The 16459-nt window shown below is 53.2% G+C and carries 5 protein-coding genes; all 5 read right to left on the reverse strand.

What is annotated here, in order from left to right; genetic code table 11:
- Positions 1–2418: an ABC transporter permease gene (locus tag AC53GJ_RS21025; protein WP_496730362.1), complete on the reverse strand. Its 2418-nt coding sequence runs from the start codon at positions 2416–2418 to the stop codon at positions 1–3.
- Between the two features lies 1 nt (position 2419).
- The gene (locus AC53GJ_RS21030; protein WP_496730363.1) at positions 2420–3160 is read right to left on the reverse strand and encodes an ABC transporter ATP-binding protein; all 741 of its coding nucleotides are present in this window, start codon (positions 3158–3160) and stop codon (positions 2420–2422) included.
- Between the two features lie 68 nt (positions 3161–3228).
- On the reverse strand, positions 3229–4488 hold the full coding sequence (locus AC53GJ_RS21035; protein ID WP_496730364.1) for an efflux RND transporter periplasmic adaptor subunit: 1260 nt from the start codon (positions 4486–4488) through the stop codon (positions 3229–3231).
- 143 nt (positions 4489–4631) lie between these two features.
- Positions 4632–5981, reverse strand: coding sequence for an MFS transporter (locus tag AC53GJ_RS21040; RefSeq protein WP_496730365.1), 1350 nt, complete (start codon positions 5979–5981; stop codon positions 4632–4634).
- The gene (locus tag AC53GJ_RS21045; RefSeq protein WP_496730366.1) at positions 5978–16459 is read right to left on the reverse strand and encodes an amino acid adenylation domain-containing protein; all 10482 of its coding nucleotides are present in this window, start codon (positions 16457–16459) and stop codon (positions 5978–5980) included. The genes AC53GJ_RS21040 and AC53GJ_RS21045 overlap by 4 nt, the downstream gene beginning before the upstream one ends.

A 16459-nucleotide genomic window follows, 5' to 3' on the forward strand; every position in this document is an offset into this window, starting at 1 on the left:
TCATTCAAAGCGTAACGCTTCGGACGGTTCTTTTTTCAGCGTCGCTCGGGTTGGCAATACCACTGCTGTCAGCACTGCAGCCAGCAAGACCAGGATCGCAGCGGCATACACCAGCAAATACACCGTCAGCGGCATCGCCAGGATTTTTCCTGCCAGTGCAAATATCGCCGCCGTCAACAACACACCAGTGCCGATACCGATCAACAGCTGCATCATACTTTGCGCTACAAACAACCGGACTATCTGACTGTTCATGGCTCCGATGGCACGCCTGATGCCAATTTCATGCGTCCGCCGGGTCACAGCAAAAGCGGTCAGACTGTAAATGCCGGTTACGGCCAGAAACAGCGAGAACAAACCGCTGTAAATGATGGTATCGCGGAAACCTGCCGCCATCTTCTCCACCGCATTGATCTCACCTTCATCTTCCTCAATCGTCAGAATATCAATCCCGGTATTGATACTGGACAAGCTGCGGAAAAATGCATTCTCTGCCGCAAATGGCTCTGAAATATAACGGAAAAATAAAGTCGCACTCAGCTGCGGCAACTGATAACCGGACAGGTAAACTTCATCATCCATTTCTTTTGGCCGGAACGCGCTGGCAGCCACATCCGTCACCACCCCGACGATAGTAAACTGCTCGGTATTGCCGTTGATATCGGCAGAAAATTGTTTACCTAAGGCAGATTGCTGTGGCCAGAACCGCTGGGCAAAAGAAGCGCTGACATGAGCCACCCGCTGATTTGTCACCACATCCCGATTATCAACGTAACGACCTTCTTTTAACGCTGGCCCGCGAAAAGCAAAATCACCAATCACGGCCGTGACGGCAGCTTTCGGTTTATCCGCATCTGTCGGGTATTCCACACCACTGATCGTCAGTGGCAATTTGCCGTAATCAAACTGGACAAAAGCGTCGGAAATTTCCGGCTGGGTCAGCAAACGCTGATTCAGCGTTTCATAAAACAGCGTGTAATCTGCCGGTTCTTTGTAATCATGCTCCGGCAGTGACATCATGGCAAAGTAGGTTTTCGAGACATTGATGCCTAAATCCACATCAATAATTTTGTTCACTTTTAATGCAATCACAGAACCTAACAACGAAATAATAGTGATCAGCATGATTTGCAGTGTGACCAGCACCCGCGAAGCCCGGCCGGCAGCTTTGCCCTGAGCCCCCCGGGTGCCGTCTCTTAAGGCTGAATTGACTTCCTGATCGGCGGCGCGCCGTGCCGGTGTGTAACAGGCAATATAAAGTACAAACAGAATAAAAGCCGCAGCCGCACCTAAGGTGGCCAGATCCAGTTCCCAGATATACCAGAAGGCCAATTCCCCCTGCATCAACGAGTGCATCGACACATGAAACACTTGTAATACCCAGGCCGTGATCACCAGCGACAGCAAGCCACCGGCCATAGTGATCAAAAGACCTTCCCACATCAGTTGCATAATCAAACGTTTACGTGTAGCTCCCAAGGCAATCCGGATCGCTGACTCTTTGCCGCGCTGAATGGCTCTGGCATACAGCAGGTTGCTGATATTGATACAGGCCAGCAGCAGGATAAAGCCAGCAATGCCATTGAGGGTCCACAAAAAAATCCGCAACGAATTGCTGATGTCATAGTCATGGAAACTGGAAACCTGAGCCCGGCTTAACGTTAAGCCCGGAAACTGGGCACTGCGCTGGGCAAAAGCGTCGCGGACTTCACGAAACATGTTTTGCTCCGCGTCCGCAGCAGCAACACCGGCTTTCAGACGTAACATAACTTCCACATCTTCAGTGTCACTGATCACCGGGTTCAGTACATGGTGTTCAATCGGCAGCCATAAATCATGCGCAACCGGAAAATGAAATTCTGCTGGCATCACCCCCACAATCTCAGTCGCGACACCATTAATAAAAATCCGTTGGCCCAGCACATCATCGCGGCCACCCAGCAGATTTTTCCATAAGCCATACCCTATCACTGCCACCGCAGCTTGTCCCGGCTGGCTGTCCGATGGTTGCAGATAGCGGCCTTGCAGCGGTTGTACTCCACTGGCTTGCAACAACGAACCTTCAGCTCTGACACCTGCCACCACGCGGTTATTTTCACCCAGCGACACATGCAGTGTTTTATTTTGCCAGACCGATAACTGCTCTACCCCGGTCAGGCGTTGCCTCACCTGGGCCAGTTCCCAAGCCGGAAAATTTTTACTTTTGCCATTGGCTTCACTCACCCAGTGGATCCCGGCACGATATAAACCTTCGCCGCCCGGCAATGGCAGGGTCTTGTACATCAGGCCGTAGACAAACTGGAAAGTAAATAAACTGATGGTTAAACCACCGCTCAGGATCAACACCATCACGACGGTAAATTTGGGCGTTTTTTTCAGCAAACGCCAGGCATGGATGATATCTGACCAGGAAAACATCTCAGGCAACCTCTGTCTTGGCGGTCATCGCCGCGATCACATGGGGTTGCCGGATTTGTTGATCAGACAAAATTTTACCGTCGAACATTTTAATTTGCCGGCTGGCATATTCTGCCGAACGCGGATCATGGGTCACCATACAGATGGTGACACCTTCACGGTGTAACTCGTCGAGCAACTTCATCACAATCGCCGTATTTTCTGAGTCAAGGTTCCCTGTCGGTTCATCCGCCAGAATAAACGAAGGGTCATTGATCAGCGCGCGGGCAATGGCCACCCGCTGTTGTTGTCCACCGGATAATTGTGATGGGAAATGATTGATCCGGTGTCCCATATCGACTTTATCCAGCACCTGCCTGGCTTTTGCTTTCAGTTCTTTTTTCGAATAGGTTTTCTGATAAGTCAGCGGTAACATCACATTTTCTTCCACGGTTAAATCACTGATCAGATTAAAAGACTGGAATACAAAACCTATTTCACGATTACGGATCAAAGCCCGATCATCCTGCCGCAGATCGCTGACATTCATGCCATTGAGCAGATAACTACCGCTGCTGGCTGCATCCAGTAAACCTAATAAAGACAACAAGGTGGATTTCCCGCAACCGGAAGGCCCGGTGATACAGACATATTCACCTTTGTGGACCAGCAACGAAATATCCTGTAGCGCTTTGGTCTGGACATCTTCCGTTTGAAAAACCTTACTTAAACCATTGATTTTAATTAAAATGTTATTTTCCATCTGATGAACCTTTTTATTGTCTTTATTGTACTTAACTATGCAGAACCGACACCGTGCCACCACAGTGCTTAATTCAGCAGGATTTTTTCATGATGTTCGAAACTGGTACTGTCTGAGACGATGATACGGTCGCCTGGTTTTAGCCCATCCAGGATTTGCACCTGCGTTGCCGTCACCTGACCAAACCGGACCGGAACCCGGTGAGCCGCCGAACTGTCTTTATTCAGCAGATAAACCCCCATCGTACTGTCACGCTGGGCATAGGCCGGACGGGCGACAAACACCGTACTGTCGATACTGTCAATTCTGATCGAACCTTCCACATTCATATCGGGCCGGGCTTCTGCCGGTAAATTACCTTGCAGTTCCACATCCACCTGGACCATACCGCTGACCACAGTCGGTGCGACCCGCAGCACTTTGCCTTTAATCACATTGTGACGAGTATTAATCTCGGCTTCCTGACCACGGGTGATATTCAGCACCTGTAATTCCTGCACTTTCAGCTCTGCCAGTAACTGGGCAGTATCTGCGACCCGAGCAACTTCATCACCAATGATCAACAACTTACCCAGCTCCAGATTGATATGCTGGACCACGCCACTGCTGCTGGATTTCACTTCCAGCGCAGCGATTTGACGCTGCACCCGTTCAATGTCTTTTTTCAGTTGTTCTTTGCGTGCCTGATGCACTTTTTTCTGGTGTTCAATATTTTCCCGCATCTTCGCCAAGCGTTGTTTTTCGATATCGCTGCGGGTGCGCTGATCTTCCACTTCGAACATAGTCCGCTGATAATCCAGCTCCGAAATGGCTGAACGATTTTGTTCACGCAAACGGGTTTCGGCGGCCAGCTTTAATTCCGACCCTTTTAACAACAGTCTGGCAGACAAGTGCACCGCGTCCTGATCCAGCACCTGCGATTCAGATTGTTTCAGTTCCGATTCAGTTTCAGCCTCAACCAGTTGCAACTCCCAGCGCAGTTTGTCGATATCCTGCGCCAGTTCCGGATTGGTTAACCGCACCAGCACACTGCCTTTTTCTACCACATCACCGGGTTTCACAAAAACCGCTTCGACCCGGCCCTGCACTTCTGACACCACTGAGTAAGTCACTTTGGTCACCAGGATGCCGTTGCTTCTGACACTGACATCAAATTTGCCCTGCTCAACTGCTGCAGTCCGTATATCCCGTTTATCCGCAACATAAGTTGCCCCACCGATGCTATAACCCACCAGCCCAAATACCAGTAACAGCACCAGGATAATCACCAGGTACCAATACTTTTTCAGATAGTTTATGCGATTGTTTTTAACTAAAACCGTATCCACAATAATTCCTTATTTTTTACTTTTTAAATCATTACTTCATATAAAAATGAATTAAGTGAAATGCAATGACTTCATAGTAACCAAAAAACAATTAAAAAAAATGCAATTAACATCGTGTTACAATATTCAACTTAACAACACATTCAGCCGACAATATCTGCGCCGGCTGTCGTATTTAATCGTTCAAACTGTTGCTGCAGCTGAAAAGCACGTAAACGCCGGCTCAGCGCGACCATGCCAGCAACCAGCATCGCCAGCGCCCCCACCGCCAGAAAGACCAGTTGGATCGGCGTTAAGGCCGTCACTTCAATGCCAAATTCCAGCAAAGCGTTTTTCTCACTGAGCAGCAGCGGTTGCAGCACACCACTGGATAAAAATGGCGCAGTGGCAGCAGCCACCAACATCGCCAGCCCGCGACTGAACGCATTGGTGGCGAATACTTTGCCTTGATGATCGCTGGGGATCAGCGCCAGCCACATCGCCTGTGACGCCACGATAATCAGCGGCAGTCCGGCGGAAAACAGCAGGGCTAACAGTCCGATCAACCAGATATTTTCTGACAGACCACACAAAAACATCGCCATGCCACAACCCGCCAGTGCCCAGGTAATCACCGTCGAATGCGGATAACGCTGACACACAGAACCCGCCAGCACTGCGCCGACAAAACCGCCAAGGCCGGCAATAGCCACGACCCAGCCCACCACATCATTACTGTTTTCAATCAGTAACATTGGCCGGAATAACACATGCACTATGCCTTGCAGAAAAGTGACACAACAGGCGGCAATCAGGATGACACGCAAGGCGCCATGGCGGCGGACATAATCAAAACCAAATGACAATTGCTGCCAGATATTGTCGGCTTTTAGTTTGATGCCGCCGGATGCAACCTCAGGACGATAGGAAAACTTACTGCGACATAAAGTGTAAGCAGAAAACAGATAACAAACGATATTGCTCAGAATGACATTTTCAATTCCAAAAGTATCAAGAATAATCACGCTGATTAAAGGAACAACAATGGCGGTACTATTAATCCCCAATTGGATCAGTGCACTGGCCTTTTCATAAAAAGGTTTGGTTACTAACAACCCTATTGAAGCAGTATATGATAATTGATGCACCACACCGAAGATGGCAATTAATGGTGAGACAGCAATAATCCAGTATTGATCCAGCCGATCGGCTTGCGCCAGGACATACAGATAAACCGATGTGGCAAACAATCCAGCCTCACAGATCAGCATTAATTTCCGCCGCGAGTACTTATCCACCAGGATACCTGCCACCGGCATCAGTAACATGGCTGGTAATAATTGTGCAATCATCACCAGCCCAAACAGCGTGACTGATCCTGTTTTATTAAATAACCAAATCCCTAAGGCAAACTGGGTCATTTGTGACCCGAATGCTGACAAGGTCTGACCTTGCCAGACCCGGAAAAAATCACTGAAATGTTTCAGTTTGGTCGGATGTTGCTGACTCATCATTCACCTACCATAAATTGGGTTAATTGTTGACTAACGGCATCGACCACAGCCTGCAAATGAGGCGGATGTAACAAGCTGAAATGATCGGCAAGAGCGACTTCGGTCAGCACAACCTGGCTGGCCAGGCTAGTTGCCTGCGTCATCTGCTGGCGGCACATCCCATCATTCGCTGCCGCTCCGACATAGTGCAAATAAGGCAACAGCGGCAATGCTGCAGCGAACTGACCGACATAATCACGGCTTGCTACCATATTGGCAGCAATCAGTTCACGTAACTGCTGGCTGGGTTCAGCAAAGATGGCGGCTAGCTCGGTAACCCGAAACGCCTGATCAAACTGCTGCCGGAACTGGTCATCCGCCGCCAGTTGCTGGCTGACAATGGCATATTGCGCCGCGACATCGCCTTGCTGCTGTAACTGCTGCCAAAGCCCGGTCGCCGGTACCAGACTGGAATCCAGTGCGCCAACATAACCAACGGCTTGGCCGGCAGCCCGCAGCTGTCGGGCCATTTCGATCGCCAACAGGCCTCCCATCGACCAACCGAGCAAATGAAATCTGCCGTTGATCTGAGATTGTAATTGCGCCAGATAATATTCAGCCCGTTGCGGCAGTGACCATACGGTGGCATGGCCAGACTCTGCGACAGGCTGAGCCAGACCCAGCACGCGCCAGCCAGCAGGCAGTTGTTCCACCAGTTGCCGGTACGCTGCCAGTTCGCCTTCGATCGGGTGCAGTAACACCAGCGTCTGTTGAGCCGTTGCCGCCGCACGTAATTCAATCACCGTAGAACCGGTAGCACTGGCCCCTACTGCTGCGACAAGCGCAGCCGCCTGCTGCCGCACTGTGGGCAGCTCAAATAAGCGACGCACTTTCCAGTCACAAGCAAAATGTTTGCGGATCCGGCCAATCAGTAATACAGCCAGCACTGAATTGCCACCCTGGCTGAAAAAACTGCGGTTGACACAAATCTGTGAAGGCTGTTGTTGCAGTATTTGCGCCCAGAGTTCACACAGTCGCTGCTCAGTCGGGCTGGCTGCCGCGACCACAGCCTGGCTGCCGCTGGCCACAGTCACGGCTAAAGCCCGGTAATTAACTTTGCCATTCGCACTAAGCGGTAAAGCCTCAAGCTGGATAATCAGCTCCGGTATCAAATATTCAGGTAACACTGCTGCCAGCTGTGCCCGCAATGCTTCGCCTGTCCAGTCCGGCTGGTGACAAGTCACCCAGGCGATCAGAGCTTCACGTTCCGGATGTTTTTTCACCGCAGCCTGCGCGACCGGCGCCAACTGACACAATGCAGCTTCTACCGCACTCACTTCAACCCTGAACCCGCGCAATTTGATCTGCGTATCCAGTCGGCCAAGGAAGCTCAGTTCGCCATTGACCCAGCGCACCAGATCACCGGTACGATAACAACGCTGGTATTCAGGTTCAGAGCTAAATGGGTTTGGCACAAATTTTTCTGCCGTCAGCGCCGGTTGCTGCAGATACCCATCCGCCACACAAACGCCGCTCAGCCATAGCTCACCCACCACGCCTGGCGGCTGCAACTGCCCCTGCTGGTTGACCACATAAGCTTTGGTATTACTCATGGGCCTCCCAATCGGCAACACAGCTGCGGTTGCTGTGACCAGCCGCTGCGGGTCATCTGTCAGCGGCAACCAGGTACTGCCAACCACGGTCTCACTTGGCCCATAATGATTAATGATCCGGCACAACGGGAATCTGGCAGCCAGTTGTCTGGCATCCGCGGTTTTGAACGGCTCACCACCAATCACAAAACTGTGGCGGGCGCTGCTGCGGAATGTAGCGGGCAACAAGGCCAGCAATGCCTGTACATGCGAAGGCGTCATCCGCAGCAACACTGGCAAATCGGCCTGCTGCAATAGCAATTCTGCGGTATGTTCAATCACATCTGTGGCAGGCAACAAACGCACACAACCGCCAGCCAGCAACGGCAACCACAGTGCCGGCACTGAGATATCAAAGCTGTGAGAGGTAATTAACCAGGAACCCGTTAACGCTGCAGGCCGGTAATAATGTTGCAGCGCAAAAGCACAATAATCCATCAGCCCCCGATGCGGCACTTGTACACCTTTGGGTGTGCCGGTCGACCCTGAGGTATAGATCAGATACGCCGGCTCTGATCCAGTCAGGGTGACATACTGCAACGGCCCGGTACTGTCACTTTGCTGCAGGGCGGTATCTGCCCAATCCAGCCTGATCTGCATCAGGCCGAAGTCCTGCGCGCCATCACACACCAACACCGATGCCTGACTGTCCTGCAGAATTTGTCGGATCCGTCCCGGCGGCAAACCGGTGTCAATCAGCAGGTAACAATGACCGGCACACAACGCGGCCAGCATCGCGGCCACTAAACCGCGCTGCCGCTGGCAATAAATGGCGATGACTTGCCGGCTGGGTTGGGCCGGGAATTGCTGCTGGATCCAGGCCGCACGACGCGCCAGTCCGGCATAGCTGTCAGTGCCGTCAGGATCCTGTACTGCGGTCAGTTCAGGCTGGCGCAACAGGGTCTGGCGGAACAGTTCTGTCACCGGTTGTTGCCGTTCCAGTACTTCTGCCGTCTGGTTCCAGTGTTCCAGACTGGCAACTTCGCCAGCATTGAGCAATGGTAAAGCCAACAAGGCTTTGCCCGGTTGTTGCAGCATCTGGCTGAGTAATTGTTCAAAGTGACCCGCCAGCTGTTGAATGGTCGTTTCCGCGAAAATATCCGTATTGTAATTCCAGCTCAGCCACAACTGACCAGCCGCTTCACTGACGCTGAGGGTGAGGTCAAATTTGGCGCTCTGCTGACCTGCCAGCACTGGCCTTAACTGCAAACCAGCTAAATCAAGCTCAGTTTGTTCGTTATTCTGCATCACCAGACAGATCTGAAACAGCGGGCTGTAACTGAGACTCCGTTCCACTTGTTGCACATCCACCAGTTTTTCAAACGACACCTGCTGGTGGGCATAGGCATCCAGACAAACGCCACGACTTTGCCGCAGTAAACTGACAAAATTAATTTCAGGCTCCACCTGCAGCCGCAGTACCAGCGAATTGACGAAAAAACCGATCAAATCTGCCACTTCCGCCTGTTCCCTGTTGGCGACCGTGGTGCCAATCACAATATCTGATTCATGGCTGTATCTGGACAACAACGCAGAAAATGCCGCGTGTAAGCCCATAAACAGCGTGGCACCTTCTTGTTGGCATAAGGTTTTCAACTGGCTGGTCACAGTGGCACTGATGGCCGCATACACACTGGCCCCGGCAAAACTGCGGCTCGCTGGCCGCGGTTTATCCAGCGGTAAGCTGTGTACTGCCGGTAAATCCGCCAGTTGCTGACGCCAATAAGCCAACTGAGTCTCCAGTACTTCGCCTTGTAAATAATTGCGTTGCCAGCGTGCATAATCGCCATATTGCAGCGCTAACTCTGGCAACGCTGCCGTTGTCCCGGCCATGCCTGCCTGATACAACTGGGTTAATTCACGGACCAGTATATTCATCGACCAGCCATCGGACGCAATATGATGCATATCTGCCAGTAACACATACCGTGCCGCTGCGCAGCGTATCAACATCACTCTTAGCATCACATCATGAGTTAATTCAAATGGTTGACTTCTAGCTTCGGTCAGCAGCGCCTCGACAGCCGCCGCTTGTGCTGCAGCATCCAGACCCTGCACATCTTCCAGTTGGATCTGCAACTGCGCATCAGACTGTACCTGCTGATAGGGCTCACCATCGGCATCTTTATGGTAGGTAGTGCGCAGTACGGCATGCCGCTGCACTATTTGCTGTAACGCAGTTTGCAGCACCTCTACATTCAGTTCACCGGCCAGCTCCAGCGCCACCGGCATGTGGTAGTGGCTGCTGCCATCTTCGATTTGATCCAGTAACCACAGCCGTTGCTGCGCAAAAGATAACGGCATCGGGCCATCCTGCCGCCGCGGGACCAGCGCCGTGCTTTGCTCAGTCTGTGGCAGCAAGGCCAGCAAGGCAGCTTGTGACATCAGCTCACTGTGCTCAAACAACTGCCGCAGCGTCACTGTGAAGCCGAGTTGCTGCCGGATTTGCGTCACCAGTCGTGTTGCCAGCAAAGAATGGCCGCCAAGCTGGAAGAAATTCGCTTGCCGCCCAACCTGATCAACCCCGAGCAGTTGTTGCCAGATAGCCGCCAGCCGTTGCTCGGTGTCGGTCGCTGGCGCTTCATAGAGCGCTTGTTGCTGAGCGAAATCAACGGCCGGTAAGGCAGTACGGTCAACTTTACCGTTGGCATTCAGCGCAAAAGCCGCCACTGGCATCAGCACTGCAGGCACCAGGTGCGCAGGCAAACTCTGTTGCAGCCGGGCACGCAGCTGTTCCGGGCTCAGCTCAGTCTCAGCCCGGTAATAACCAACCAGTTGCAGATCCGTCTGCTGATGCCGCCAGCCTGTCACGACCGCCTCAGCCGCACCGGCTGTCAGCATCGCGGTTTCAACCTCCCCCGGCTCAATCCGGTAACCGCGGATCTTTAACTGGAAGTCATTCCGTCCCAGGTAATCCAGCTCACCATCAGGCCGGTACCGCACTAAATCGCCGGTCCGGTACCAGCGTTCACCGGGCTGGAGCGGACTGGCAATAAAACGTTCTGCCGTCAGCTCAGGCCGGTTCAGATAACCCAGCGCCACCCCGGCCCCCCCGACATACAACTCACCCGCCACACCGACAGGCACCCGTTGCAGGGCGCTGTTCAGCACATAACAATGACGGTTTGTCAGCGGTTTACCAATTGACAGGCTCTGTTGTGTCGTCAACTGCGGTAACTGACTGGTGGTACTGATCACCGTGTTTTCCGTCGGGCCATAAGCATTCACCACCTGCAACGCCGGATGCTGCTGTTGCATCCAGGCCACAGACTGCGGATTAACAATATCACCGCCCACCAGCAGATAGCGCAGCGCCGGCAAAGGCTCAGTCAGCTGTTGCACCATGACATCAAATAATCCTGATGAGAACAACGCCGTGTTCACCTGCTCTTGTCGCATACAATCCAGCAAAGCGGACACATCGGCTGAGGTCTGATGAATCACCAGACGTCCGCCATGCAACAAAGCGCTCCACCATTCAAACACTGAAATATCAAAACTGATAGAACCATTGCACAACATCACTGTGGCCGCGCTCAACCCGGCATATTCACCTGGGAATAGCAGGGACAGCACATTTTGGTGGCTCACCAGCACGCCTTTTGGCTGGCCGGTAGAGCCGGAAGTGTAAATAACATAGGCCAGATGACCACTGCCTGGCACCGCCTCTGGGGCTGTGATGGGGAACTGCTGACAATTCAGCTCAGCCACCACCACCAGTTGACTGGCGCAGTGTTGCAGCGCTGCCTGGCCAGCCGCATCACACAACACCAGCGCTAAAGCGGCATCCTGACAGATATAAGCCAGCCGCTCTACCGGATAGGCCGGGTCCAGCGGCACATAGGCAGCCCCTGCTTTCAGCACCGCCAGCACCGACACCAGCAACCCCACGCCGCGTTGCTGGCAAACCCCAACCCGGCTGGCGGGGGTGAACTGGTGTTGCTGCAATAAATAATGCGCCAGTTGATTGGCCTGCTGATCCAGTTGCCGGTACGTCAGGCTAACGCCGTCACAACTGACTGCCACCGCCTCCGGCGTTCGTGCTGCCTGCAAAGCAAACTGCTGATCAATAGCGATATCGGCCGGGTAAGCCGCCATTGTCTGGTTCCAGCTATCAAGCTGCGCAATCTCGTCAGCACTGAGCATAGGTAAGGCATGGACAGCCTGCTGTGGCGCCTGTAAGGCCGCAGCCAGCAGCCGGTTAAAATGCAGCGCCAGCCTGCTGATGCTGTCCGCGGTAAACAGGTCGCTGTTATAGTTCCAGTGCAGTTGCAAGCAGCCATCCGCTTCACTGACATTCAGCGTTAAATCATATTTGGCAACCTGTCCGTCCTCCTGCAACGGCAACAGGTTCAACCCCGGCAGGTCCAGCGTGGTGGCGTCGTTATTCTGCAATACCAGCATGATTTGAAACAGCGGGCTGTGGCTCAGATTGCGTTCAACCTGCAGCACTTCGACCAGTTTTTCAAACGGCACCTGCTGATGAGCATAGGCATCCAGACAGCAAGCCCGGCTTTGTCGGATCAACTGCTGTAGTCCGGCCTCCGGCGACACTGTACTGCGTAGCACCAGAGTATTGACAAAAAAGCCGATCAACCCCGCCACTTCGGCCTGCTCACGGTTGGCCACCGGGCTGCCGAGCACTATGTCAGTTTGATTGCTGTACCGCGCCAGCAAGGCGCTGAACGCCGCATGCAAACCCATAAACAAGGTGGCCCCTTCCTGCTGACATAACTGCTTCAGTTGCCGGGTTAACCCTGTCTCCAGCCGACTGTCCACCGCTGCGCCGGCAAAGCTCTGCTGTTTTGGCCGGACTTTATCCAATGGCAGACTGTGTACTGCCGGTAAGTCCGCCAGTTGCTGACGCCAGTAAGCCAACTGAGTCTCCAGCACTTCGCCTTGTAAATAATCGCGTTGCCAGCGTGCATAGTCACCATACTGCAATGCCAACGGCAGCAGAGCCGCAGCACTGCTTTGCAGGCGGGCACGGTACAAATCGGCCAGTTCACTGAGTAAAATACCAATCGACCAGCCATCTGATGCGATATGGTGCATCGTCAATTGCAAAATCAACTGTTGCTGGCTGCGCCGGAATAATGAGGCCCGTAACATCGGATCTGCCCGCAAATTAAATGGCTGACTGCGATCCTGGCTTAACAGAGCCAGCACCGCAGCGTCTGTCAGCTGTTGTACATCCTGACATTGCGCCAGTTGCGACTGCGCCGGTAACACTTGTTGCCACACTTCACCGGCGGCATCTTCGACAAACACAGTGCGCAGCACTTCGTGCCTTGCCACAATCTGCGCCAGACTGAACTGTAATGCAGCTTCATCCAGCCTGCCTTCCAGCAATACCGCGACATGAATGTGATAATGAGCGCTGCCCCCTTCAAGCTGATCAATCAGCCATAATCGTTGCTGAGCAAAAGACAACGGTAACAGACCGCTTCTGTCCGTTGCGATCAACGGCGGCTGAGCCGGTGGCCGGACCGCTGACTGCGCGTCCAGGTAACTGGCCACTGCATGCAGTTGTGGAGTGTTAAATAACACACTTAATGGCAGTTCAACCCCTAACCGTTGGCGGATTTGACTGGTCAGCCGGGTTGCCAGCAACGAGTGCCCGCCGGACTGGAAGAAATGGTCGAACACACCGACAGGTTCAATGTTCAGCAGTTGTTGCCAGATGTCGCATAACACTTGTTCTGTGGCGGTGCGTGCAGCCACATAATGCTGGGCCTGCCCGGCAGCAGGGGCCGGCAATGCCCGTTTATCAATTTTACCATTGGCATTTTTCGGCAGATGGTCCAGCCGGAGAATACTGGCTGGCCGCATATAATCTGGTAATACATCAGTACAATGTTGCTGGCAGCGCTGAATAAGCGTCTGATCATCGACCGCACTGCGGCTGCTGACATAAGCCGCCAGCATGGCATGCTGACCAGAGCCTGCCAGGACCACCACAGCCTCATCAATCTCTGCCAGTTCGGTCAGTACACAGGCAATCTCCGCTGGTTCAATCCGGAAACCCCTTAATTTGACCTGCTCATCAACCCGTGACAAATAACACAACTGACCTGCGGCATCCAGCCGCACCAGATCACCGGTTTTATATAACAGCCCGCTATGCACGGCCGGCACTGACACATAAGCCTGCGCTGTTAAGGCTGGCTGACCATGATAACCCAGCGTGATACCGGCGCCACCGACATAGAGTTCACCTGGCATCCCGGCCGGGACCAGTTGCCGGTGTTCGTCCAGAATAAACAGCAAACCGCCATCCAGGCCACGGCCTATCGGATAATCCTGTCGCAGCGCTGTGATCGGATAAATGCTAGTGTAGGTAGTGTTTTCCGTCGGCCCATAACAGTGCAATAAGTGCTCGGGCGCACCATACTGCAGAATCCGATTCACGGCGGTAGCGTCGACTTTTTCGCCGCCAAAGGCCAGCAGTCGCAAGGAAGAAAAGGCATCCGGCACTTCCGCCGCAACCTGGTTCAGCACTGCTGTGGTGACAAAAGCTGTGGTCACCCCATACTGCAGATAACAGGCTTTTAACCGGGCCGGATTGATATAGATTTCTTTATCAATCAGAACCACACGGCTGCCATGGGTCAGCGGTAGCCAGACTTCAAACGACGTGGCATCAAAGGCAAAGTTAGCAGCGTGCGCCACACAATCCTGCTGGCCTAACGGATAATATGCCGGTTGATTCACCAAATGCAGCACATTGTTATGGCTGACCAGGACTCCTTTGGGTTTTCCGGTCGAGCCTGAAGTGTAATGGATGATCGCCGCAGCCTGCCCGCCAGCCGGGAGTGGTAATGCCGCCGGATCCAACTGCTGCCAGTATTGCTCAGCGTCGGCATCACAGCAAAGTTGAGGCACTGTCGTCAGTTCGCGGACTTTTGCCTGCATCGCAGTGCTGGTCAATACACAAACCGCACCAGAGTCGGCGATTATGTAGCTGCAACGCTGATCCGGCGATTGCAGATCCAGCGGCACATAACAAAGTCCAGCTCTTAACACGGCCACTGCCGCGACAATCTGTTCCAGTTGGCGCGGCATATAAATGGCGACCCGATCACCAGGCTGATAGTGTTGCTGCAGATAAAGCGCCAGTCGCGCCGACTGCTCGGCCAGTTGCTGGTAACTGAGCTGACGTCCGGTCTGAGCATCAAGCAACGCTACCGCTGCGGGTTGCAGGCTGGCCTGTGTCAGCAATGGCTGGATCAGATGACCCGTCACGGCAGTGGTAACTGGCGGCTGTTGCTGCAGCAGACGTTGTTGCTGCCGGGGCTCCAGCAGCGGATAGGCCGCCACAGGTTGCCGGATATCCTGCACCAGAGCGGTCAGCAAGACCACAAAACTTTCCGCCATAGCGCTGATACTGCTTTTGGCAAATAACGCAGTGCGGAAGTTCCAGTGACAATGCAGTTGCGAACCCACTTCCTGGCAGACCACATTTAACTCAAACTTACTGCTGATGTCGGCAGTTGCCACCGCCTCCAACCGCAGTTCAGGCAACTCCAGCGCCACATTTTCATTGTTTTGTAAGGCAAACATCACCTGGAACAACGGGCTATAGCTGGTACTGCGCTCCGGTTGCAATTGCTCAACCAGCGTTTCAAAAGGAATATCCTGCTGCGAAAAACTCTGCAACAGCATTTGTTTGTTGCGACTTAACAAGTCGGCAAATGATTCCTGCCACTGTAATTCAGTCCGCAATACCAGAGTATTTACAAAAAAACCGATCAGCGGCTCTAATGACGGATGCTGACGACCAGCGACTGGGGTACCCAGCACGATGTCACGCTCGCGGCTCCAGCGGCCCATCAACAGAGCAAAGGCAGTTTGCAATAACATAAACAGTGTTACACCTTGCTGTAACGCCAGGCTGTGTAACTGCGCCGTCAGTTCAGCCGGCAACTGCTGGCTGACGACAGCACCGGCATAATCCGGCACTGTGCTGCGGCTATGATCCAGCGGCAGATTATGTACTGCCGGTAAATCCTGTAATTGCTGCAGCCAAAACTGCAGTTGCTGCTGATACTGACCATTTTGCAGTAACTGCCGTTGCCAGCAGGCATAATCCAGGTACTGGCAGGGCAACGCAGCTAAAGGCGGCAGCGCCGTTGCGCCAAGCGCAGCCTGATAAAAATGCATGAACTCCCGCGTCAGTACGGCGGCAGACCAGCCGTCTGAGGCAATATGATGCATCGTCAGTAACAGCAGGTGACGCGCGGTTTGTTGTGGCAATAGCTGCACAACCTGCACCCGCAACATCAGTTCGCTGCTGAGCTGGAAAGGTCGGGCCGCTTCGGCTGCCACCCATTGCTGGATCTGCTGCTGTTCCAACTCTGGGTCCGCTTGCAATAACTGTTCAAACCGGATCGGCACTGACTGCACCGGTAACACCCGTTGCACTGCCTGCTCCTGATCCATCAGATAAACAGTTCGCAACACCGCATGCCGCTGCAGGATCTGATCAAACGCCAGCTGCAGTGCTGGCAATTGCAGCGGGCCATGGCAGATCAGCGCATTGCTGATGTTGTACTGGCTGTGATCTGTGGTCATCTGCGCAATAAACCATAACCGTTGTTGCGCAAACGACAGCGGATAAGTGGCTAGCTCGCGGGAAACCTGTGGGATCGGCTGATAAGCGGCAGTCTGTACTGTCGCGCTGTCGCGGCTTAAAAATCCCAGCAAGCTGTCTTTATGCTGCCTGATCAGAGCGGCCACAGCTGGCGTCAATGCTTCTTTCGACGATTTAGTTTTTAATTTTCCGTCTTCAACATATAAAGAAATTTTCTGTTCGTTTAACTGACGAACCACATCTGTAATACTCAT

Source organism: Rheinheimera sp. B2H12 (assembly GCF_059620065.1).